We start from the raw sequence: 20,565 nt of genomic DNA on the forward strand, positions 1-20,565 counted from the left end.
CTGCGACAGCGGCGCGCGCCCTGCGCCAAGCCCGCCGGCGCAGATTGGTGGTAAGCTTCGCCGCCATGAACATGCAGCCTTCCCGTCCCGTTGTCCTCTGTCTGTCCGGCCACGATCCCTCCGGGGGCGCAGGCCTGCAGGCGGATATCGAAGCCCTGCTCGCCCAGGGCTGCCATGCCGCGCCGACCGTCACCGCGCTGACCGTGCAGGACACAGTCAACGTCAGCGACTTCCGCGTGCTCGACCGCGACTGGGTACTCGCCCAGGCCCGTGCGGTGATCGCCGACCTGCCGGTCGCCGCGGTCAAGCTGGGCATGCTCGGCTCCGTCGAGATGGTCGATACCGTACTCGAACTGATGCAGGCGCTGCCCGGCGTACCGCTGGTCTGCGACCCAGTGCTACGTGCCGGCGGCGGCGGCGCGCTGGGCAAGGACGACGTCGGCTATGCCATGCGCGAGCGCCTGCTGCCGATCGCCGCCGTCGTCACACCGAACCTGCCCGAGGCGCGCATCCTCGCCGAGCTGCCCGAGGGCAGTGCCGATGAGTGCGCCGAGAAACTCCTGCCGTTCTGCCAAAGCCTGCTGATCACCGGCGGGCATGGCGACGAGGAGCAGATCCACAACCGCCTGTACCTGCGCGATGGCAGCCGTCACGACTTCACCTGCGTGCGCCTGCCCGGCAGCTACCACGGCTCCGGCTGCACCCTGGCCAGCACCCTGGCCGGGCGTCTGGCCCACGGTGAAGGCCTGGTCAGCGCGGTACGCACGGCGCTCGACTACACCTGGCGTACCCTGCGTGATGCCGAAGCGCCTGGACGCGGCCAGTTCGTACCGCGTCGCCTGCCACTGGACTTCTGTGGATGAACGCGCCGCTGCGCGGCTTGTACGCCATCACCGACAGCCAGTTGCTGGCCGATGGCCGCCTGCTGCCCTATGTCCGGGCGGCGCTGCATGGCGGTGCACGCCTGCTGCAATACCGTGACAAGTCCGCCGATGCGCAACGCCGCCTGGCCGAAGCCACGGCGCTGGCCGAACTGTGCGCCGAGTATGGCGCACAGCTGATCATCAACGATGACCTGGAACTGGCCGCACAGCTCGGTGTGGGCCTGCACCTCGGTCAGGGCGATGGCTCGCTGGCCGCCGCGCGCACCCGCCTTGGCCCGCAGGCCCTGCTCGGCGCCACCTGCCATGCCAGCCTGGCGCTGGCCGAGCAGGCCCGCGATGCCGGTGCCAGCTACCTGGCATTCGGGCGTTTCTTCACCTCGCAGACCAAACCCGGCGCGCCCAGCGCCAGCCTGGCACTGCTGGAGCAGGCGCGCCGCCGCTTCAGCCTGCCGCTCACCGCCATTGGCGGGGTCAGCCTGGATAACGCCGGCAGCCTGCTGGCCAGCGGCGCCGACCTGCTGGCGGTGGTCCACGCACTGTTTGCCGCTCCCGACGCCACAGAAGTCGAGCGCCGCGCGCACGCCTTCACATCCCTGTTTACCTGTTCCTGATCAGAGAGCATGCCCATGTCCCGTTCCGAAAGCCTGTTCGCCAACGCCCAGCAACACATCCCCGGCGGCGTCAATTCGCCGGTGCGCGCCTTCCGTGGCGTGGGCGGCACGCCGCTGTTCTTCAAGCATGCCCAGGGCGCTTACGTGATCGACGAAGACGACAAGCGCTACGTCGACTATGTCGGCTCCTGGGGGCCGATGATCCTCGGCCATGCGCATGCCGAGGTGCTCGACGCGGTACGCCGCCAGCTGGAGCACGGTTTGTCCTACGGCGCGCCGACCGCCCTGGAAGTGGAAATGGCCGACCTGGTCTGCGCCATCGTGCCGTCCATGGAGATGGTACGCATGGTCAGCTCCGGCACCGAAGCCACCATGAGCGCCATCCGCCTGGCGCGCGGCTATACCGGACGTGACAACATCATCAAGTTCGAAGGCTGCTACCACGGCCACTCCGACAGCCTGCTGGTCAAGGCCGGCTCAGGTCTGCTGACCCAGGGTGTACCGGACTCCGCCGGGGTGCCGGCCGACTTCGCCAAACACACCCTGACCCTGCCCTACAACGACCTGGCCGCCGTCGAGCAGACCCTTGCCGAGGCCGGCGACAGCGTGGCCTGTATCATCGTCGAGCCAGTCGCCGGCAACATGAACTGCGTACCGCCGGTCGCCGGCTTCCTCGAAGGGCTGCGCGCGGCCTGCGACAAGCACGGCGTGGTACTGATCTTTGACGAAGTGATGACCGGTTTCCGCGTGGCCCTCGGTGGTGCCCAGGCGCACTACGGGGTCACCCCGGACCTGTCGACCTTCGGCAAGATCATTGGCGGCGGCATGCCGGTTGGCTGCTTTGGCGGCAAGCGCGCGATCATGCAGTGCGTCGCCCCGCTCGGCCCGGTCTACCAGGCCGGCACCCTGTCGGGCAACCCGCTGGCCATGGCCGCCGGCCTGACCACCCTGCGCCTGATCAGCCGCCCCGGTTTCCACGCCGAGCTGAGCGACTACACCCGGCGCATGCTCGCCGGCCTGCAGGAGCGCGCCAACGCGGCGGGCATCCCTTTCACCACCACCCAGGCGGGCGGCATGTTCGGCCTGTACTTCAATGAGCGGCCGCGTATCAGCAGCTTTGCCGACGTCATGGCCAGCGACGTGGAACGCTTCCGGCGCTTCTTCCACCTCATGCTGGACGGCGGCGTGTACCTGGCACCCAGCGCCTTCGAGGCCGGCTTCACCTCCATTGCCCACGGCGACCACGAGCTGCAGCTGACCCTGGATGCTGCCGAGCGCGCCTTCGCCCAGCTATGAGCCTGTTGTTGCTGCTCAGCCTGCTGATGCAGGCACTGGTCGGCCTGGGCGCCCTGCTGCTGCTCGGCCAGGCACGCCGCCAGCAACCGGAAAGCTGGCAGGGCGTGCTGTTTGCCAGCCAACTTGGCTTTGCCCTGGCCGCTGCCAGCGCGGCCAGCAGCTTGCCGGCACACTGGCTGGCCGGCGGTGCCTGGCAGGAAGCCAGCGCCTGGCTGGAGCAGGCCCATCGCCTGCTCGGCCAGCCGCTACTGGCCCTCGCCGTGCTGACCCTGGCACGCCATTGGCACTGGAGCCGTCCGGCCTGGGGACGGGCGATTCTCGGCCTGTGTGCGTTCTTCGAGTTGTTCCGACAAATGGGGCACCTGGCTGACTACCGCCTGTTGCTGGAGTTGGGCAGCCTGGCCCTGCTGCTGTACGGCGGCCTGCTCCACGGCCCCAGCAGTCGCCCGCTGCGCCTGGCCCTGGCTGCGCTGCCGGCCTTTGTCGGCGCCGGTCTGGTGCTGCATGGCTTGTGGGCGCTGCCGGCCTTTGTCGTACCGCTGCTGCTGTCGCTGGCCTACGGCCTGCTGCTCTGGCTGCTGCTGAGCCTGCTGGCCTTGCAAAAGCCACAGGAATAGCCAGCTGGGCCTTTATCCCGGCCCCACCCCTGGCCCATAATGCACGGGCGGCGGTATCCGCCCCCGCGCATCCTGAGGCGCCACAGTCACCATGAAACACCTTGGCCGCAGCCTGCTCATCGGCTGCCTGCTGCTTGGAAGCACACCCCTTGTCCTGGCCAGCAACAGCCTGCTGATCCCCGCCAGCAGCCGCTGTAACCTCGACGACCTGGCCGCCGAGGCCCTGCCACAGGCGCTGGCCGACTGCCAGGTGCTGGCCGAACAGGGCGACAGCCAGGCGCAATTCGAACTGGCCGACCTGCTCCAGGAGCAGGCCCGCGCCGAACAGGATCCCGAACGCCTGCAACAAGCCCTGCACTGGTTCGAGCAAGCCTCGCTGCAAGGGCACGCCGAAGCGCAGTTACGCCTGGGCAGCATGTTCTATCGCGGCGAAGGCGTACCAGCCAATCGCGTGCAGGCCTACATCGTGCTGAAGATGGCCTCGATCAATGGCTCCGATGCCGCCATGGATGCCGCTGATCTGGTCGCCTCGCAGATGACTCGCAGCGAGCATTCCACGGCCACGCAGATCCTCGGGCAGATCTTCCGCAACTACCTGCTGGAACTGCGGGCCAGCGAGTTTGCCGCACCTGCCGAACCCACCCAGCCCTGAGCCTGGCGCGCCCGTCGACGCTTGCCCGACGCTCGCCTCACCTTTACCCTACGCGGCCCTTGCCTATCGTCACGCGAGCCGCGCATGTCCCAGCCAGCCTTTACTCCCGACGCCTATGCGGCCCAGCTCGCGGCCAAACAGCAGCGCCTTCACGAGCTGCTGGCTCCCTTTGCCGCACCGCCCGCACAGGTGTTTGCCTCGCCGCTGTCGCACTATCGCCTGCGCGCGGAGTTCCGCCTGTGGCGCGAGCAGGAAGAGCGTCACTATGCGATGTTCGAGGCCGGCGACAAGCACACGCCGATTCTCATCAATGACTTCCCCATCGCCAGCCAGCGTATCAACACGCTGATGCCGCCGCTCAAGGCGGCCTGGCAGGCCAGCCGGGTGCTGTCGTTCAAGCTGTTCCAGGTCGAATTCCTCACCACGCTGGCCGGCGATGCACTGATCACCCTGTGCTACCACCGCCCGCTGGATGCCGAGTGGCAGGCCGAGGCCGAGCAGCTTGCCGCCAGGCTGGGTGTCAGCCTGATCGGCCGTTCGCGCGGCCAGCGCCTGGTGATTGGCCGCGATTACGTCGCAGAAGAAATGACCGTGGCCGGCCGCACGTTCCGCTACCGCCAGCCGGAAGGCGCGTTCACCCAGCCCAACGGCACAGTCTGCCAGCACATGCTGCAATGGGCCTATGACACGCTCGGCCCGCGCGACGACGATCTGCTCGAACTGTACTGCGGCAACGGCAACTTCACCCTGCCGCTGTCCACCCGGGTCAGGAAGGTTCTGGCCACCGAGATCAGCAAGACGTCGGTCAACGCCGCGCTGGCCAACCTGGCTGACAACGCCATCGACAACATCGAACTGGTGCGCCTGAGCGCCGAAGAACTGACCCAGGCGCTCAACGAAGTGCGCCCGTTCCGTCGCCTGGCCGGCATCGACCTGAAGTCCTACGACTTCGGCACGGTGTTCGTTGACCCGCCACGCGCCGGCATGGACCCGGACACCTGCGAGCTGACCCGGCGCTTCGACAACATTCTGTACATTTCCTGCAACCCGGAGACCCTGGCCCGCGACATCGCCCGCCTCAACGACACCCACCAGGTGACACAGTGCGCGCTGTTCGACCAATTCCCCTGGACGCATCACATGGAAAGCGGCGTCCTCCTGCAACGCCGCTAACGTGCACTGCTGGCTAGTCGCCAGCAGGCAATCGCCTTACACTGCCGGGCCTAGCAAAGCTGACAGGCAAGTCAGCCCCCGTCAGGCAGGAGGCCAAGGCACCAGCACCCCGAAACGGCCATGTCCAACACCCAGCAACGCCTCAGCCAAGACTGGCAACTGCTTCTGCAACGTCATCCTGCCGGACTCCGCCAGCGTGTTGCCGAGCTGGCCAGCCAGCACCGCGCCGACCTCGCAGAACACTTCTACGCACAAATGGGCAGTGATGCCCACGCAGGGCAATTCCTTGCCCACCACAAGGTCAAGGAGCGCCTGGAGCCTTCCATGCAGCGCTGGATCAGCAGCCTGCTGGCCCTGCAGGATGATGCCGAACTCCCCGCGCAGGTCGCCCTGCAGAAGCAGATCGGCGAAATCCATGCCCGTGTCGACATCCCCATCAGTCTGGTGTTGCGCGGTGCGCGCTGCCTGAAGGAGCGCCTGTTCAGCCACTTCAGCCAGGCCTTCAGTGATGGCGAGCTGGCTGCGGCCATTGGCTTTGCCTCTGACAGCATAGATATCGCCATGGAGCTGATGAGCCACGCCTACACCCTGGCGCACGACCGCAACTCCCGCGCCGAAGAAGCCTATCGGTTATTTTCCGTGTCACAGAACATCGGCACCGAGCGCGAGCGCCAGCGTGCTGCACTGCTCGACTGGGAAAACCAGCTGATGTTCGAAATCGCCGCCGGCAGCCCGGCCCATCAGCTACCACGTGCGCAAAAGTCCGAATTCGGCCTGTGGTTCCGCCATAAGGCCCAGGACAGCTTCCAGGGCGCGCCGGAGATGCAGCAGATCGACCAGCACCTGGCACAAATTGATGAGTTGTACCTGCCCGCCTTCACCCAGGGCAGCGCTCGCGCCCTGGAGCAATTACGGGAAATCCGCGAAGCAGCCAAGGCCGTGCACTACCTGCTGGAACATCTTTTCGAGCGTGCCAGCGATATCGAAAACGGCCGCGACACCCTGACCCAGATGCTCAACCGCAAGTTCCTGCCCGTGGTTCTGGGCAAACAGGTCGCCAATGCACGCAAGAGCGCCAGCAGCTTCGCCTTGCTGATGATCGATGTTGATCATTTCAAGCAGGTCAACGACCAGTACGGTCACGAGGCAGGCGATCTGGTACTCCAGCAGGTCGCCAGTATCCTCGGCAACAGCACGCGGGGTGGCGACTACGCCTTCCGTTACGGCGGCGAGGAGTTCCTTCTGCTGCTGGTGGACACCAACGCGGCCAACGCGCAGATGCTCGCCGAACGCATCCGCCAGCGGGTCGCCGATGAGCGACTGCTGCTCCCCGCGGGGGTCACCCTACAGGTCAGTGTCAGCATCGGCGTGACCCTGCATGACGGCCACCCGGACTATCAGCGCAGCCTGCGCGCTGCCGACAGCGCGCTGTACCAGGCCAAGCACGGCGGACGTAACCGCTGCGTGTTCGTCGCCAGCTAAGCGCCGCGACGCAACAGGTAGCCGGCCAACCCCGCGGAGACCAGCTCGAACAGCAGCGCGTAGAGATTGAAGGTCTGCTGCAGGCCGCCATCCAGCCACAGCCCGGCCAGTCGGCCCAGCACCAGCGCGCTGTACAGCACCAGCAGCAGCAACAAGGCCGCACGCTCCAGGCGCTGAGCCAGCGCCAGCACCAGATAAGCGGCCAGGCCCATCTGCAGCGCGCCGTAGTAGGCACGTACGTCGCTGATCGCCGCCGCCTGCATAAGCAGCATGCCGCTCAGATTGGCCATTTCATGCGGCCGCAGCAGGTAGGCCAGACCAAAGGCCAGCAGAATCATGGCCTGCAGCAGCAGAAAGACTCGTTGCATCACCCTGTTGCACTCCTCGCCGCCATGCGGCTGTTCATCACTTGGGAAGTTGTACGCAGCAGCATAAACTGACCAGGTCCTTATCGGGAGAATCCCCATGCGCGCATTGCTCTTCACCGGTCTACTGCTGGCCGGTTCGCTGCAGGCTGCCGAGCCTGTGCATATCGATGTCTATCGCGACCCCAACTGCGGCTGCTGCAGCGACTGGATCGATCATCTGCAGGCCAATGGCCTGAGTGTGACCGACCATGTGGTCGACAACATGAGTGAGATCAAGCAGCAGCTCGGCGTACCGCCACGCCTGGCCTCCTGCCATACCGGGGTGATCAACGGGCAGTTCGTCGAAGGCCACGTACCGGCTGCCGACGTACTCAAGCTTGGCCAGCGTCCCGAGCTGCGCGGGCTGGCCGTACCCGGCATGCCGCACGGCTCGCCCGGCATGGAAACCGGCCGGGTCGACGCCTACCAGGTCATCGGCCTGGACAAGCAGGGCCGCGAGGAAGTGGTCAGCGCCTATCCGGCGCAGTGACATCCTCGCCCGACAAGCCCAGGCAAGCCAGGAGCTGGCGGCAATCCTGCACATGCAGGTCGGTCAGCTCGGGCCAAGGGTTATCGGGCAGGTTGACCAGCACACTGCAGGCGCCCGCAGCGCGCGCGCAGGCAAGGTCATAGCGGTAGTCACCAACCATGACCATGTGCTGCGGAGCCACTTGCCACGCCGCGGCCAGCTGCAACAATCCACCAGGATGCGGCTTGGGCGGCGCCTCATCGCGGCCAATGATCTGGGCAGGCGCAAAGCAGTCAGCCAGGCCGATAACCTGCAGGGTCAGCAAGGCCAGCGGCTGGGCGTTGCGGGTCAGTATGCCAAGCCGGCAGCCGCGCGCGCGCAGCGTACGAACCAGCTCGACAGCCCCAGGCGCGGGCTGCGCAGCCCGTGCCAGCAGCTGTTCGTGGTCATGCAACCAGGCATGCTTGGCTGCCGCCTCGGCCGCCGGCAGAGCGGCCAGGTGCTGCAGAATATCCTCCTGCTCGGCGATCCCCAGCGTTCGCTTGATCGCCGGAAAATCATGCACCGCCTGGGTCAGGGTACCGTCCATGTCGAACACCCAGTGCCGCCGCTCGGCCAGACGCAGCGCCGGATGAATCGTCACTTCCAGTCCTCACGCACCCGGGTGAGGCCTTCCTGGGCCACCGAAGCCACCAGCTGGCCAGCGCGGTTGTAGATGCTGCCGCGGGCAAAGCCACGGGCATTGCCCGACCAGGGACTGTCCATGGCATACAGCAGCCAGTCGTCCATGCGCAGGTCGGCATGGAACCACAGGGCATGGTCGAGACTGGCTACCTGCATGAACTTCTGGAACACCGACACGCCATGAGGCTGCAGCGAGGTAGTCAACAGGTTGAAGTCACTGGCATAGGCCAGTAGCAGCTTGTGCAGCTGCGGTTCGTCGGGCAGATTGCCGGCTGCGCGAAACCACACATACTTCACCGGCTCGCACGCCTGCGGAGCAAACGGATTGATCTGCGTAACCGGACGAATCTCGATGGGCTTGTCGCTCAGTGCCCGCTCACGCAAGCGTTCCGGAATCAACGCTTCGACCCGCCTGGCCAACTCGGTCTCGCAGAGAAACTGCTCGGGACCGGGCACTTCCGGCATGCTCGGCTGATGGCCAAAGCCCGGCTCGTCGTACTGAAAGGAGGCGCTGCAGGCGAAGATCGGCCGACCATGCTGGATGGCCACGACCCGGCGGGTACTGAAGCTGCTGCCATCACGGATACGCTCGACCTGGTAGACCACCGGCGCACGGGCATCACCGGGGCGCAGGAAATAACCATGCAGCGAATGCACATGACGGGCCTCCTCGACCGTACGACTGGCCGCCGCCACGCACTGGCCGAGCACCTGGCCACCGAACAACTGGCGAAAGCCAAGGTCCTGGCTACCGCCCCGAAACAGGTTTTCCTCGATCTTTTCCAGGCTCAGCAAAGCCACCAGGTCGTCGAGCACTTGGGTCATCACGCATCTCCAGGCAAACAGGCGCGACCGCAGGTCGCAGGCAGTGGCCAAGGATAATGATTTTTCCCCGCGCCGGCTGCCGGACTTCAGCCGTGTTCGACGCGATTTCGGCCAGCGTGCTTGGCCCGGTACAACGCCTGATCAGCCTGATGGTAGAGATGATCAAGGCTTTCCGCCGGCCCGCTCAGCGCCAGACCGAGGCTGGCAGTCAGTACGCTGCCGGAAGGTGAGGCGGAATGCGTGATACCCAGCTGCTCGATGGCCAGACGCACCTGCTCGGCTACCTGCTGCGGCCCCTCGGCACTTTCGCCATACAGCACCAGAGCAAACTCCTCACCGCCCAAGCGTACCGCCATATCCAGCGGACGCCGGGCAAACCCCTGCAGCAGACGCGCCACCTGCTGCAAGGCCTGATCCCCGGCCTGATGCCCATAATGGTCGTTGAACGGCTTGAAATGATCGACATCCACCAGCAACAGCGCCACACCTGCCCTGGCACGCCGCGCCTGGGAAAGCAGCTGCGGCAGGCGCTGGTCGAAGCTGCGCCGGTTGTACAGGCCGGTGAGCCCATCGCGCTCGGCCATCCAGTGCAGCAAGTGTCGGGTCAGGAACTGCTCGCGCTGGCTGTACTCGCGCAGGTAGGCGCCGCTGGCACTGACGATCACCGCCAGGAAGCAGTAGAACATGCTCAGGTTGAACTGCCCCAGCGCCTCGCCGTGCAGCAGCCAGTTGCCGATCAGCAGGCTGACGAAAACGATGCCCAGACCGGCCCACAGGCTGCTGTAGAGCGTCATGCCCAGCGGGAAGAACACGGCGATGGTGAGCAGGATGACCCCATCGTAGGAGGCGGAAAAGCCCGCGCGGGTATACAGCATATTAATGACCCCGGTAGCCACCCCACAGAGCAGGATCAACCAGGGCGTTACCGGCAGAATGAATTTCTGCATGCGTCTAAACAGCACCAGCAGGCCACCCAGGTAGAGCACACCGGCTACCCCCCAGCGCAAGCCAAGCAGGCACTGCAGATCCTGCGGATATTGCTGGAAGTTCTCCAGCGCGCCAATGCGTTGAGCGTCCAGGGCCACGAACAAGTGCCAAACCAGTAACGCTAGGACAATCGCGATGCGCCGCTGACGTACCGCCGCCAGGCCGATGAAATCCAGATACTGGCGTTCCAGCTCGGGCATGAATTGCAGACGGCCAAAGCCTCGCGCCAGTTGCTGCACATAAGGGTTGTCCGGCACACCGGGGAACAACTTTTCAATCCGCGAGACAGCCATGAGCAGCGGGCAACCTGAAATCCTGACTTTTTTTACCTTAGTGGCACAGCGCCACGAACACCAGCCGAATATCACTGCGCTACAATCGCCCTTCTCATTCTGCGACCCCTGCCCCATGTCTGCCTGCATGTCATCCTCTACTCGCGTGGCCATCATCGGCGGTGGCCCGGCCGGCCTGATGGCCGCCGAAGTACTCGCCAGCCACGGCGTGCCAGTCGACCTGTTCGACGCCATGCCTTCGCTGGGACGCAAGTTCCTGCTCGCCGGGGTCGGAGGCCTGAACATCACCCATGCCGAGGACAAGGCGCAGTTCATCCAGCGCTACAGCAGCGGCCAGCCACGGGTCGCCGACTGGCTGGAGCACTTCGATGCCGAGGCGCTGCGCACCTGGGTGCATGGCCTGGGTATCGAAACCTTCGTCGGCAGCAGTGGCCGGGTGTTTCCCCGCGAAATGAAAGCCGCACCGCTGCTGCGTGCCTGGCTGCGCCGCCTGCGTCAGCAGGGGGTGCGCCTGCACACGCGCAGCCGCTGGCTGGGCTGGAGCGCGGAGGGTGCCTTGCGCATCGCCAGCCCGGACGGCGAGCGCCTGATCACCGCGCAGGCCTGTCTGCTGGCGCTGGGCGGCGCCAGCTGGCCCAAGCTGGGCTCGGATGGCAGCTGGGTCGCGCCACTGCAGGCCCGCGGCATCCGGGTCAATGCCCTGCAACCGAGCAACTGCGGCTTCGACGGCCCCGGCTGGAGCGAGCACCTGACCCGTCAGGCGGGCGCCGCCGTGAAAAATGTCAGCCTGGCCCTACCTGGCCAGCCGCCGCGACTGGGCGAATTCATCCTCACCGCCCACGGCGTGGAAGGCAGCCTGGTGTATGCCCTGTCCAGCACCATCCGCACGCAGATCAATCAGCACGGCCAAGCCTTGCTGCACCTCGACCTGCTGCCGGCACTCAGCCCGACGCACGTCCTGCAGCGCCTGAGCAAACCCCGCGGCAAAGCCTCGCTGGCTCGCCACCTGCAGCGCCAACTGGGCCTCGACGGTGCCAAGGCGGCGCTGCTGCGCGAGCTGGCACCGGCCAGTGCGCTGGCCGAACCGGCCCAGCTTGCCGCCCAGATCAAACAGCTGACCCTGCCGCTGTGCCGACCGCGTCCGCTGACCGAAGCGATCAGCACGGCCGGCGGTATCGCCCTCGACGAACTGGACGATGGACTGATGCTCAAGCGTTCGCCCGGCCTGTTCTGTGCCGGGGAGATGCTCGACTGGGATGCGCCTACCGGCGGCTACCTGCTTACCGCCTGCCTGGCCAGCGGTCGCCAGGCCGCCCACGGGATACTCACCTGGCTGGCATAACAACCACGCGGAAAAGCTGGGCGAAGCGCCGACGAGACGACTATGCTTGAGCCAGGCCGGCCTGCGAACCGGCAGGCACAACAACAGGTGGTAACGATACGGTGATTCCGCTTCTGGTTTGCGACGACTCCGCCATGGCGCGCAAGCAACTGATCCGCGCGCTGCCGGCCGACTGGCCGGTTTCCATTACCCAGGCCGCCCATGGCGAGGAAGCCCTCGCGGCGATCCGCCAGGGGCTAGGCCCGATCATGCTGCTCGACCTGACCATGCCGGTGCTGGATGGCTACCAGACTCTGGCGGCCCTGCAGGCCGAAGGCTTGCAGAGCCAGGTCATCGTGGTTTCCGGTGACGTGCAAGATGAAGCCGTGCGTCGGGTACGCGAGCTGGGCGCCCTGGATTTCCTGAAAAAACCCGCCGACCCCGCGCTGCTTCTGGAAACCCTGCAACGCCACGGCCTGTACCAGGCCGCCAACCAGCCAAGCAGCGCCCCGCCAGCGCCACGCGCCGAGCTGGAACTGAAGATCAACTTCCGCGATGCCCTGCGCGAGGTGACCAACGTCGCCATGGGCCGTGCTGCCGCACTGCTGGCCAAGGTGCTGGGCGTCTTCGTGCAACTGCCGGTGCCCCAGGTGAACATTTTTGAGGTCAGCGAGCTGCACATGACCCTGCTCGACGCACAGCGCGGCGAACGTCTCAGTGCGGTCTGCCAAGGGTTCATCGGTGACGGCATCGCCGGCGAAGCGCTGCTGCTGTTCCATGATTCGGAAGTCGCCGACATGGCGCGCCTGATGCGCTGGCAACCCGCCGACGACGCGGAAACCGCCGAGATGCTCCTCGACCTGGCCAGCATCCTGATCGGTGCCTGCCTGTCCGGCCTGGCTGAACAGATCGATGTGCGCTTTTCCCAGGGCCACCCGCAACTGCTGGGCCTGCATGCGTCCATCGACCACCTGATCCAGCTCAATCAAAAGCGCTGGAAGAAAACCCTGGCGGTGGAGATCAGCTACAGCCTGGAAGGCCAGGACATCCACTTCGACCTGCTGCTGCTGTTCACCGAAGACTCGATCCGCCGCCTGACCCACAAGATCAACTACCTGCTGAGCTGAACCGATGCCCGCGCAAATCGATATCAAGGAAGTCCACTGGCTGCTGGACATCGTGCAATGCATCGATGTCGGCGTCATCGTGCTGGACCGCCAGTACCGTGTCGAGGTGTGGAACAGTTTCATGGAAAACCACTCCGGCCTCGGCCCGGACGAAGTGCATGGCAAGGAGCTGTTTGCCCTGTTCCCGGAAATCGACGCTACCTGGTTCAAGCGCAAGGTAGACACCGTGGTACAACTGGGCACCCGCGCCTTCAGCCTGTGGGAGCAGCGCCCCTACCTGATGCACTTCAAGAACTACCAGCCGATCACCGGCCAGGAAGACTTCATGTACCAGAACGTCACCCTGCTGCCGCTGGCCGCCTCCAGCGGCACGGTGGAGCACCTGTGCGTGGTGATCTATGACATGACGGCCGCGGCGACCCACAAGAAACAGCTGGGCCGCCGCTAAGCACTCACTTGCCGAAACGCGGCGCCTTGCGCACCGCGCGCACCTTGGGTGCGGCATCGTCTTCGAACCAGTTGCCCAGGTGTACCTTGCCCTTGCCAGGGGCCTTGCCGGCACCGGGAATAAGCTTCTGCTTGGGCTTCTTGGGCTTTTTCAGCAACTGCCCAGTGGCCGTGGTTTGCGGCACCCGGTGCTCAGGGCTGAAGCCCTCCTCCTCACTGCGCGGCAGCACCTGCCCGATCAACTGTTCGATGGCCAGCAGGCGCTCGACCTCGTCCGCGCACACCAGTGACAGCGCCTGGCCAGTGGCCCCGGCTCGTCCGGTGCGGCCGATACGGTGCACATAGTCCTCGGCCACCTGCGGCAGATCGAGATTGACCACCAACGGCAGCTGATCAATATCCAGGCCACGGGCGGCCACATCGGTGGCCACCAGTACCTGCACCTGACCATCCTTGAAACGCTGCAGGGCCCGCAGCCGCGCCGGTTGCGGCTTGTCGCCATGAATGGAGTCGGCACGAATCCCCTGCGCCAGCAACAGCTGCTCAAGCTCATCGACTCCCTTGCGCGTCTTGCCAAAGACCAGCACCTGCCCCCAGCCACGACGGCGCAACAGGTGCAGGAACAGCTCACTCTTGCGCTTCTTGTCGACCACGATAAGTTGCTGCTGCACGCTGGCCGCGGCGGCATTGCGCGGACTGGTCTCCACCTGCAGCGGATCACGCAGCAGCTCGCCGGCCATCTGGCGAATGCTCTCGGAAAAGGTCGCGGAGAACAGCAGGGTCTGCCGACGACGTGGCAGGGCACAAAACAGCTCGTCCAGCTCGCGGGCAAAGCCCAGGTCAAGCATGCGGTCGGCTTCGTCGAGCACCAGCGCCTGCAGCTGGGCAAAGCCCACGGCATTCTGCCGGTACAGGTCCAGCAGCCGCCCGGGCGTGGCCACCAGCAGATCGACACCCTTGCGCAGCGCCATCATCTGCGGATTGATGCTGACCCCGCCATACACCGCATAGCTACGCAGCGGCAGGCCCTCGGCATAACGCTGTACGCTTTGCTGCACCTGCTCGGCCAGCTCACGGGTGGGTACCAGCACCAGCGCCCGCACACTGTTGGCGGCTACCCGTGGGCCGGCACAACTGAGCTGCTGCAACAATGGCAGGGCAAACGCAGCGGTCTTGCCGGAGCCAGTCTGCGCTGCAGCCAGCACGTCACGTCCCTTGAGCACGGCGGCGATGGTGGCACGCTGTACCGCCGTCGGGCTGCGGTAACCCAGCTCATCCAGACGTTGCAGGAGGGGGGCGAACAGCCCCAGGTCGGCAAAACTCATCGGGTCACTCTCGGTGGCACAAAAACAGCCTGCAGTGTACCTGCTTGCACGACACAGATCAGGTAAAGTGCCGCCGCCCTCCTTTGCGAGCCCGAGCCATGAACCCACTGTCCGCACTGGGCGATGCCTGGTATTTCTATCGTCGCCATTGTCTGGCCATCAGCGGCCTGTGCCTGCCGCTGATTGTCCTCGAAGCCCTGCTACGCCAGGTCCTGAACAGCACGTTGAACACCGACCAGGCAGCCATCGGCGAGCTGTTGCTGAGCCTGCTGTGCTACCCGCTGTACGGCGCGGCACTGATTCTGTTCATCGACAACCGCCTGCACGCACAACCGGCCAGCCACGCCGCGCTGTATGCCGGAGCACTGCGTCTGTGGCCACGCATGGCGGTCCTCTGCGCCCTGGCCACCCTGCTGATCATGCTCGGCGCTTCGCTGCTGATCCTGCCTGGACTGTGGCTGATGGTGCGCCTGGCTTTTGCCGAATACCTGCTGGTCCTGCACGGCCTGCCGCCTCTGGCGGCAGTGCGCGAAAGCTTCCTGCTCACCCGCGGCTATTTCTGGCAACTCGGCCCACTGCTACTGGGCATCATCCTGCCGCTGTGGCTGCTGCATGGCTGGCTGGGCAGCCTGTTACCTTCACCCAGCAGCCCGCTGGCAGTCCTCCTGGATAGCGGACATGCCCTGGCCCAGCTGTTTACCAGCGTACTGGCCTGGCGTCTGTGTCAGCTGCGCCTGCAGCTTACTGAGGCGGCCTGAGGCCCGACAGACGCGGCAACAGAACGCGCTCGAACAGGCGCGGGAAGAAACGCGCCAGCACCCGCGCACGCCAGTCGACATTGGACAGCACCAACAGGCGACGCCGCTGTAGCGCGCCCTGGTAGATGGCTTCGGCAACATCCTGCGGCGAGGCCACTTTGCCCATGGCCAGCGGTGGCTGACGGGTCGGCGAGCCATCGCCCACCAGGGCATTCTTGCGCAGGTCGGTGGCGGTAAAGCCCGGGCAGACCAGCATGATATTGACCCCTGAACCGCGCAGTTCGAAGCGCAGGGTCTCGAACAGCCCGTGCAGGGCATGCTTGCTGGCGTTGTAGGCACTGCGGTAGAGCAGCGGGGCAAAACCCGACAGGGAACTGAGTACGATGACCTGGCCTTGCCGGGCAATCAGACTCGGCAAAGCCTCGCGCGTGCAGTGCAGCGCGCCGAAGTAGTTGACCGCCATGACCCGCTGGAACACCGCCAGCTCTGTCTCAGCGAAGGTGCTGCGATGGGTAATGCCGGCATTGTTGATCAGGATGTCGATGCCGCCAAAACGCTCCAGCACTCGCTGCATGGCCGCCTGCACCGCCAGCGCATCCGCCACGTCACAACACAGTCCGAGCGCCTCGACGTTATGGTGGTCGGCCAGGTGCTGCACCAGGCTATCCAGAGTTTCCTGTTGCAGATCGAAGATCACCAGGCGCGCACCCGCCTGGGCAAAGCGAATGGCCAGCGCACGACCGATACCGGCCCCGCCCCCCGTAACCACAACCACCTTGCGCTCAAACACCTTGTTGGCAAAGACCTTGCGATGCATGCCGCACTCCCCTGCTGGCTTAACAGCCTGAGCATAGCCCAAAGCACCCCAGTCCCGGGCAGAAGCCTGCGACGCCAGACCTCAGCCCCGTCCCGGATCGCGCATATCAAACTGCCGCGCCACCATGACTTGTCAGAGACGCCGGTAGCTGCTTGTCTATGGGACAGAACAACAATAACCCAAGGATACCGCTCACCGTGCACCGGTTTGCCTGCATGGCGCTACTACTTCTGCTGAGCGGCCTGACCTGGCCTACCCTGGCCAGCCCCGCGCAGGACATGCGCCCGGTGATTCGCGTCGGCTTTTACGACTTCCCGCCCTACAGCTATGAAGACCGCCAGGGTCGTGCCCAGGGTAGCCTGCTGGCCCTCACCCAACGCCTGCTGGAACAGGCCGGCTATCGTGCGGAGCTGCGCATGCTGCCGGTCGCACGCCTGTATGCCGGGCTGCAGAACGGCAGCGTGCACGTCTGGCCTGGCGCACCCGGCAAGCCCGAACTGCAAGGCTACACCCTGGAAAGTCGCCACCGCCTCGGGCATATCGGCCTGCACCTGTACTTCCGCGCGGATACCGCTCCGCCCGCCTTGCCGCATGGCCTGGCAGGCCGCGGACTGATTCTGATCAGTGGCTATAGCTACTGGGCGCCGTACAGCCAGTGGCTGACAGACCCCAGCCTGCAACTCCAACTGCATCGCACCAGCAGCCATGCCGCGGCGCTGGCCATGCTGCAGCGTCAACGCGGCGACTTCATCCTCGACTATCAGGAGCCCCTGGAGCAGCACAGCCAGCAGGCCGGTGTACTCGGCTTACGCTCCATCGAACTACAGCGTCTACCCCTGACCCTGGTCGTTTCACGGCGCGCACCTCAGGCCGAGCGCCTGCTGGAACAGCTTGATCAGACCTACCAACAGCTGCAGGAGGCCGGTGCAGACTTGCAGCTACCGGCGGATCATTCCTCCAGATAGGCGGCGTAATAGGGCAACAGATTGCGCTCCAGCTCCTCAAAAAGATCCTGCGTCTCGGCAGCCAACACGTCCAGCACGATGACCCCGTTAACCCCGTGATCACTGTCCGCAAGCGCACGCAGACGATTAGCCATGCCCAGATTGACCTGGCGTAATTGCGCATAGAGCCCCGGCAACTCATGCAAGGCGAAGTCTGCCGACAACCCCTGCCGGGCACGCAGCATCTGTCCGATTAGATAGGCACCGACCACACGAAACAGCGTTTCATCCGCTTCACTGAAGGGCTGGTGAAAATAAGCCAACGGCAGGAAGGGGCGGGTATGTGGACAGCCCGAGGTAGCGCCCAGCAGGCCAATCAGCGAGCCCAATACACGCTGCAGGGTGGTGCGCTGCTGGATAACCCGACTGCGCCAGCGAATGGTCACCGTCAGCTCATCATAGGAGTTGCGCTGTTCGAGCGGCGCCAGCACCCGCGCCAAAGCGCGGGCAAAAGGACACCAGGGCTGCTCTGCCGGCCGCAGCGGACAGTTGCGGCATTGCTGGTACTCCAGGCGCGCCCAGTCCGGCGGCGGAGCATCCTCGGGCGGAGCAACCATGGCGAGTTCGATCAGGCAACTAGCCGGCTGACCACTGTCAAACTGCAACAAGTAACTGACTTGGGGAGCGTTATGCATGCCTACCTCGACGGCGACCACCGGCAAATACGACGATCGGCTGACGCCAAAATGCCATCACTACCGCTTTTTGCGACTATGCTAAACATAGACTTGAATTGCCAATCCGGCTGCACGCATATCGCCGCACGCCGCAAGGCCAAGGGAGGTGCCCGTCATGTTCGACCACGCCTACACCCTGGCTGCCGTGGAGCAGATCGCGGCGGGCTTTTTCATTCTTGATCAAGATACCCGCATCCTCTATTGCAACCGTTTCATCGTCGAGCACAGCGGCCGGCCGGCCAGCCAGCTGGTCGGTCTGCGCCTCAACGAGGCCTTCCCGGAAATCGATACCCCCGTGTGGCGCACCATGCTGGAAAAGGTCTGGAATACCGGCACCGCCCTGCAGACCGTGTGGCACGACCAGCCCTATCTGATCCTGCTTGATCACCAGGGTGAGGTGCCCATGCTGCAAGCCTCGCTACTCTACCGCTTTGAACTGGGCGACCAGCGACTATTCGGCCTGGCCATCTTCGATAACAGCCGCGCCGCCAAGAACAACCCCATGCTCGACGAGGCGCTACGTGCCCTCAAGCACAAGCATGACGAATTGAGCACGCTCAGCGAGCAGCTGAAAATGGCCAACCGGCAATTGCTGCAGTCGGAAAAGATGGCCGCCATTGGCCAGTTGGCCGCCGGCGTCGCCCATGAGATCAACAACCCGGTAGGTTTCGTCGCCTCCAACCTGAAAACGCTGGTGGGCTATGTGCGCCAGCTACTGGAGCTGGTCGATCATATGAACGAATGGGGTGGCAGCGAACTGCAGCAACTCAAGGAGCGCTTCGACTATGACTTCATCCGCGAAGACATCAACGGCTTGCTGGCGGAGTCCGCCGACGGTGTCGAACGGGTCAAGAAAATCATTGCCGCGCTGCGCGACTTTTCGCGCAGCGGCGACGACACCTTCAGCCTGGCCGACCTGCACGAAGGTATCGAAAGCACGCTCAAGGTGGTCAATAACGAGATCAAGTACAAGGCCGAAGTGATCCGCGAATACGGCGAACTGCCCCCGGTGGAATGTATTGCCGCACAGATCAACCAGGTCGTGATGAACCTGCTGGTCAACGCCGCGCATGCCATCGAGGAGTTTGGCCGCATCGTGATCCGCACAGGCGTCGAGCGCGACCAGGCCTTCATTGAAATCGAAGACAACGGCTGCGGTATCCCCGCTCACCTGCAGCGGCAGATCTTCGACCCCTTCTTCACCACCAAGCCGGTCGGCAAAGGCACCGGACTGGGCCTGGCGCTCTCCTACAACATCATGGAAAAGCACAACGGCCAGATCAGCCTGCGTAGCGCACCCGGCCAGGGCAGCTGCTTCCGCCTCAGCCTGCCGCTACGGCAGACCGCCAGTACGCCAAGGAGTACGGCATGAGCACAGCGGACCAAGACAAGCCCTGCATCCTGCTGGTAGATGATGAGGCGAGTATCCTCAATAGCCTGCGCCGCCTGCTGCGCAGCCAGCCCTACGAGTTGCTGCTGGCCAGCAGCGGTGCTCAAGCCCTGGAGCTGTTCAGCACGCACAAGGTCGACCTGGTACTCTCCGATGCCCGCATGCCGGGCATGGATGGCGCCGCGCTACTGGCGGAAATCCACAAGCGCGACCCGCAGTGCATGAACCTGCTGCTAACCGGCTACGCAGACATTGGCACCATCACCGCCGCGATCAACGAAGGGCGCATCTACCGCTACCTGAGCAAACCCTGGGACGACGACGAGCTGCTGCTGGCACTGCGCCAGGCACTCGCCCACCAGCATGCCGAACGCGAGCGCCAACGCCTGCTGCTGCTGACCCGCGAGCAGAACGAGCAACTACGCCAGCTCAACACCAGCCTGGAGCAGCGCGTACAGGCGCGCACCGCCGAGCTGCAACAGACAGCCGACATGCTCGACCTGGCCTATGCCGAGCTGCGCCGCAGCTATGTAACCAGCACCGAAGTATTTTCCCTGCTGGTCAATCAACGCCTGCCCCGCAACAAGCAAACCAACCAGCAGGTCATCGCCCTGGTCCGCGCCTTCGCCAGCCATGCCAAGCTGGGCGAGGGCGACAGCCACGATCTGCATATGGCGGCTGCGCTGTACAACATTGGCAAACTCAGCTGGCCGGATGCACTGATCAGCGCACCAGCCGACCTGCTACACAGCAAGCAACGCGACACCTACCGCGCCTACCCTGCACAAAGCGAATCGCTGTTGATGTCGCTGGAACCTCTACAGGATGCCGCCCGCCTGATCCGTCATCATCAGGAACGCTGGGATGGCAGCGGCTTCCCCGACCATCTCAAGGGTGACGCCATTCCCCTCGGCGCGCGCATCCTCAAACTGGCCGTGGACTTCGTCGAACTGCAGTGCGGACTGGTGCTGGAGCGCCAGATGAACCACGACGAGGCGTTGCTGTTCCTGCAAAAGTATGCCGGACGCCTCTACGACCCCGACCTGATCGACGACTTCTGCCAGGTATGCGCTCAGCAACTGCCGGATATCACCCTGACCGACAGCGATGTGCGTGCCCTCGATACCCGCCGCCTGCAACCCGGCATGGTGCTGGCGCGCAACCTGCACGCCGATAACGGCATGTTGCTACTCAACGAAGGCAAGGCACTGTCGCCATTACTGATCGAAAAGCTGATTGCTTTTGAAGCCATCGAAGGGGCGCGCTACACCCTGTTTGTACGCGTCCCAGAACACCTGACAGCCCTGACGGAGTAAGCG

At 64.8% G+C, this 20,565-nt stretch carries 22 protein-coding genes; 15 read left to right on the top strand and 7 right to left on the bottom strand.

From position 1 onward, the window contains the following. Window positions 1–65 precede the first annotated feature (65 nt). The 7 genes from CFY91_RS06855 to CFY91_RS06885 all read left to right on the top strand — a co-directional run bounded on the left by CFY91_RS06855 (window position 66) and on the right by CFY91_RS06885 (window position 6,715). On the top strand, window positions 66–863 hold the full coding sequence (locus CFY91_RS06855; RefSeq protein ID WP_093985607.1) for a hydroxymethylpyrimidine/phosphomethylpyrimidine kinase: 798 nt from the start codon (window positions 66–68) through the stop codon (window positions 861–863). Beyond that, window positions 860–1,495, top strand: coding sequence for a thiamine phosphate synthase (thiE, locus tag CFY91_RS06860; protein WP_093985608.1), 636 nt, complete (start codon window positions 860–862; stop codon window positions 1,493–1,495). Before CFY91_RS06855 ends, thiE begins: the two co-directional genes overlap by 4 nt. Before the next feature lie 15 nt (window positions 1,496–1,510). Further along, the gene (gene hemL, locus CFY91_RS06865) at window positions 1,511–2,791 is read left to right on the top strand and encodes a glutamate-1-semialdehyde 2,1-aminomutase (protein WP_093985609.1); all 1,281 of its coding nucleotides are present in this window, start codon (window positions 1,511–1,513) and stop codon (window positions 2,789–2,791) included. Further along, a complete protein-coding gene (locus CFY91_RS06870) occupies window positions 2,788–3,408 on the top strand; it encodes a hypothetical protein (RefSeq protein ID WP_229727224.1) in 621 nt (206 codons plus the stop codon). The genes hemL and CFY91_RS06870 overlap by 4 nt, the downstream gene beginning before the upstream one ends. A gap of 91 nt (window positions 3,409–3,499) precedes the next feature. Beyond that, window positions 3,500–4,060 (top strand): tetratricopeptide repeat protein, encoded by a 561-nt coding sequence (locus CFY91_RS06875; protein ID WP_093985610.1) that lies wholly within the window; start codon window positions 3,500–3,502, stop codon window positions 4,058–4,060. A gap of 84 nt (window positions 4,061–4,144) precedes the next feature. Then, a complete protein-coding gene (trmA, locus tag CFY91_RS06880; protein ID WP_093985611.1) occupies window positions 4,145–5,233 on the top strand; it encodes a tRNA (uridine(54)-C5)-methyltransferase TrmA in 1,089 nt (362 codons plus the stop codon). A gap of 120 nt (window positions 5,234–5,353) precedes the next feature. Continuing rightward, window positions 5,354–6,715: a diguanylate cyclase gene (locus tag CFY91_RS06885; protein WP_093985612.1), complete on the top strand. Its 1,362-nt coding sequence runs from the start codon at window positions 5,354–5,356 to the stop codon at window positions 6,713–6,715. Here CFY91_RS06885 and CFY91_RS06890 read toward each other — a convergent pair. Further along, window positions 6,712–7,083, bottom strand: coding sequence for a DUF4345 family protein (locus CFY91_RS06890; protein WP_093985613.1), 372 nt, complete (start codon window positions 7,081–7,083; stop codon window positions 6,712–6,714). The two genes, CFY91_RS06885 and CFY91_RS06890, sit on opposite strands and share 4 nt — an antisense overlap. Before the next feature lie 97 nt (window positions 7,084–7,180). On the opposite strand from CFY91_RS06890, the gene CFY91_RS06895 reads away from it, so the two are divergent. Further along, window positions 7,181–7,612 (top strand): DUF411 domain-containing protein, encoded by a 432-nt coding sequence (locus CFY91_RS06895; protein WP_093985614.1) that lies wholly within the window; start codon window positions 7,181–7,183, stop codon window positions 7,610–7,612. On the opposite strand, the gene CFY91_RS06900 is transcribed toward CFY91_RS06895, so the two are convergent. The 3 genes from CFY91_RS06900 to CFY91_RS06910 form a co-directional block, all read right to left on the bottom strand. Further along, the gene (locus tag CFY91_RS06900; protein WP_093985673.1) at window positions 7,590–8,216 is read right to left on the bottom strand and encodes an HAD family hydrolase; all 627 of its coding nucleotides are present in this window, start codon (window positions 8,214–8,216) and stop codon (window positions 7,590–7,592) included. The genes CFY91_RS06895 and CFY91_RS06900 overlap by 23 nt on opposite strands. Window positions 8,217–8,230: 14 nt before the next feature. After that, entirely contained in the window at window positions 8,231–9,100 is an 870-nt protein-coding gene (gene tesB, locus CFY91_RS06905) for an acyl-CoA thioesterase II (RefSeq protein ID WP_093985615.1), read from the bottom strand. A gap of 86 nt (window positions 9,101–9,186) precedes the next feature. Next, window positions 9,187–10,380, bottom strand: coding sequence for a GGDEF domain-containing protein (locus tag CFY91_RS06910; protein ID WP_165765310.1), 1,194 nt, complete (start codon window positions 10,378–10,380; stop codon window positions 9,187–9,189). A 127-nt stretch (window positions 10,381–10,507) separates the two neighbouring features. Between CFY91_RS06910 and CFY91_RS06915 the strand changes: the two genes are divergently transcribed. The 3 genes from CFY91_RS06915 to CFY91_RS06925 all read left to right on the top strand — a co-directional run bounded on the left by CFY91_RS06915 (window position 10,508) and on the right by CFY91_RS06925 (window position 13,276). Further along, a complete protein-coding gene (locus tag CFY91_RS06915) occupies window positions 10,508–11,722 on the top strand; it encodes a TIGR03862 family flavoprotein (RefSeq protein ID WP_093985617.1) in 1,215 nt (404 codons plus the stop codon). A gap of 134 nt (window positions 11,723–11,856) precedes the next feature. Beyond that, the gene (locus tag CFY91_RS06920; RefSeq protein WP_229727223.1) at window positions 11,857–12,828 is read left to right on the top strand and encodes a response regulator; all 972 of its coding nucleotides are present in this window, start codon (window positions 11,857–11,859) and stop codon (window positions 12,826–12,828) included. Between the two features lie 4 nt (window positions 12,829–12,832). Further along, window positions 12,833–13,276 carry a PAS domain-containing protein gene (locus CFY91_RS06925; RefSeq protein ID WP_093985619.1) on the top strand — a complete coding sequence of 148 codons (444 nt, stop codon included), beginning with the start codon at window positions 12,833–12,835 and terminating at the stop codon, window positions 13,274–13,276. A 4-nt stretch (window positions 13,277–13,280) separates the two neighbouring features. Here the strand turns inward: CFY91_RS06925 and rhlE1 are convergent, their stop codons facing one another. Next, a complete protein-coding gene (rhlE1, locus tag CFY91_RS06930; RefSeq protein WP_093985620.1) occupies window positions 13,281–14,600 on the bottom strand; it encodes an RNA helicase RhlE1 in 1,320 nt (439 codons plus the stop codon). Window positions 14,601–14,698: 98 nt separating this feature from the next. Here rhlE1 and CFY91_RS06935 point away from each other — a divergent pair, with 98 nt between their 5' ends. Next, window positions 14,699–15,358 carry a hypothetical protein gene (locus CFY91_RS06935; RefSeq protein ID WP_093985621.1) on the top strand — a complete coding sequence of 220 codons (660 nt, stop codon included), beginning with the start codon at window positions 14,699–14,701 and terminating at the stop codon, window positions 15,356–15,358. Here CFY91_RS06935 and CFY91_RS06940 read toward each other — a convergent pair. Then, entirely contained in the window at window positions 15,342–16,175 is an 834-nt protein-coding gene (locus CFY91_RS06940) for an SDR family oxidoreductase (RefSeq protein ID WP_093985622.1), read from the bottom strand. The two genes, CFY91_RS06935 and CFY91_RS06940, sit on opposite strands and share 17 nt — an antisense overlap. Before the next feature lie 215 nt (window positions 16,176–16,390). Between CFY91_RS06940 and CFY91_RS06945 the strand changes: the two genes are divergently transcribed. After that, window positions 16,391–17,140, top strand: a complete 750-nt coding sequence (locus tag CFY91_RS06945; protein ID WP_093985623.1) for a substrate-binding periplasmic protein — start codon at window positions 16,391–16,393, stop codon at window positions 17,138–17,140. On the opposite strand, the gene CFY91_RS06950 is transcribed toward CFY91_RS06945, so the two are convergent. Then, complete coding sequence (locus tag CFY91_RS06950; RefSeq protein ID WP_093985674.1) at window positions 17,125–17,814, bottom strand: DUF6901 family protein; 690 nt, start codon at window positions 17,812–17,814, stop codon at window positions 17,125–17,127. The genes CFY91_RS06945 and CFY91_RS06950 overlap by 16 nt on opposite strands. 157 nt (window positions 17,815–17,971) lie before the next feature. Here CFY91_RS06950 and CFY91_RS06955 point away from each other — a divergent pair, with 157 nt between their 5' ends. Both CFY91_RS06955 and nosR read left to right on the top strand, forming a co-directional pair. Further along, window positions 17,972–19,228 (top strand): ATP-binding protein, encoded by a 1,257-nt coding sequence (locus CFY91_RS06955; RefSeq protein ID WP_093985624.1) that lies wholly within the window; start codon window positions 17,972–17,974, stop codon window positions 19,226–19,228. After that, window positions 19,225–20,562: a response regulator c-di-GMP phosphodiesterase, NosR family gene (nosR, locus tag CFY91_RS06960; protein WP_093985625.1), complete on the top strand. Its 1,338-nt coding sequence runs from the start codon at window positions 19,225–19,227 to the stop codon at window positions 20,560–20,562. Before CFY91_RS06955 ends, nosR begins: the two co-directional genes overlap by 4 nt. The last annotated feature ends 3 nt before the right edge of the window (window positions 20,563–20,565 follow it).

This window comes from Pseudomonas fluvialis, assembly GCF_002234375.1.
In the GTDB taxonomy this organism is placed as follows: domain Bacteria; phylum Pseudomonadota; class Gammaproteobacteria; order Pseudomonadales; family Pseudomonadaceae; genus Aquipseudomonas; species Aquipseudomonas fluvialis.

What these genes read in the sequence shown, in the direction of transcription:
- CFY91_RS06855 (WP_093985607.1), top strand. Translation starts at nt 66, where the DNA reads ATGAACATGCAGCCTTCCCGTCCCGTTGTCCTCTGTCTGTCCGGCCAC.
- thiE (WP_093985608.1), top strand. Translation starts at nt 860, where the DNA reads ATGAACGCGCCGCTGCGCGGCTTGTACGCCATCACCGACAGCCAGTTG.
- hemL (WP_093985609.1), top strand. Translation starts at nt 1,511, where the DNA reads ATGTCCCGTTCCGAAAGCCTGTTCGCCAACGCCCAGCAACACATCCCC.
- CFY91_RS06870 (WP_229727224.1), top strand. Translation starts at nt 2,788, where the DNA reads ATGAGCCTGTTGTTGCTGCTCAGCCTGCTGATGCAGGCACTGGTCGGC.
- CFY91_RS06875 (WP_093985610.1), top strand. Translation starts at nt 3,500, where the DNA reads ATGAAACACCTTGGCCGCAGCCTGCTCATCGGCTGCCTGCTGCTTGGA.
- trmA (WP_093985611.1), top strand. Translation starts at nt 4,145, where the DNA reads ATGTCCCAGCCAGCCTTTACTCCCGACGCCTATGCGGCCCAGCTCGCG.
- CFY91_RS06885 (WP_093985612.1), top strand. Translation starts at nt 5,354, where the DNA reads ATGTCCAACACCCAGCAACGCCTCAGCCAAGACTGGCAACTGCTTCTG.
- CFY91_RS06890 (WP_093985613.1), bottom strand. Translation starts at nt 7,083, where the DNA reads ATGCAACGAGTCTTTCTGCTGCTGCAGGCCATGATTCTGCTGGCCTTT.
- CFY91_RS06895 (WP_093985614.1), top strand. Translation starts at nt 7,181, where the DNA reads ATGCGCGCATTGCTCTTCACCGGTCTACTGCTGGCCGGTTCGCTGCAG.
- tesB (WP_093985615.1), bottom strand. Translation starts at nt 9,100, where the DNA reads ATGACCCAAGTGCTCGACGACCTGGTGGCTTTGCTGAGCCTGGAAAAG.
- CFY91_RS06910 (WP_165765310.1), bottom strand. Translation starts at nt 10,380, where the DNA reads ATGGCTGTCTCGCGGATTGAAAAGTTGTTCCCCGGTGTGCCGGACAAC.
- CFY91_RS06915 (WP_093985617.1), top strand. Translation starts at nt 10,508, where the DNA reads ATGTCATCCTCTACTCGCGTGGCCATCATCGGCGGTGGCCCGGCCGGC.
- CFY91_RS06920 (WP_229727223.1), top strand. Translation starts at nt 11,857, where the DNA reads ATGGCGCGCAAGCAACTGATCCGCGCGCTGCCGGCCGACTGGCCGGTT.
- CFY91_RS06925 (WP_093985619.1), top strand. Translation starts at nt 12,833, where the DNA reads ATGCCCGCGCAAATCGATATCAAGGAAGTCCACTGGCTGCTGGACATC.
- rhlE1 (WP_093985620.1), bottom strand. Translation starts at nt 14,600, where the DNA reads ATGAGTTTTGCCGACCTGGGGCTGTTCGCCCCCCTCCTGCAACGTCTG.
- CFY91_RS06935 (WP_093985621.1), top strand. Translation starts at nt 14,699, where the DNA reads ATGAACCCACTGTCCGCACTGGGCGATGCCTGGTATTTCTATCGTCGC.
- CFY91_RS06940 (WP_093985622.1), bottom strand. Translation starts at nt 16,175, where the DNA reads ATGCATCGCAAGGTCTTTGCCAACAAGGTGTTTGAGCGCAAGGTGGTT.
- CFY91_RS06945 (WP_093985623.1), top strand. Translation starts at nt 16,391, where the DNA reads ATGGCGCTACTACTTCTGCTGAGCGGCCTGACCTGGCCTACCCTGGCC.
- CFY91_RS06950 (WP_093985674.1), bottom strand. Translation starts at nt 17,814, where the DNA reads ATGCATAACGCTCCCCAAGTCAGTTACTTGTTGCAGTTTGACAGTGGT.
- CFY91_RS06955 (WP_093985624.1), top strand. Translation starts at nt 17,972, where the DNA reads ATGTTCGACCACGCCTACACCCTGGCTGCCGTGGAGCAGATCGCGGCG.
- nosR (WP_093985625.1), top strand. Translation starts at nt 19,225, where the DNA reads ATGAGCACAGCGGACCAAGACAAGCCCTGCATCCTGCTGGTAGATGAT.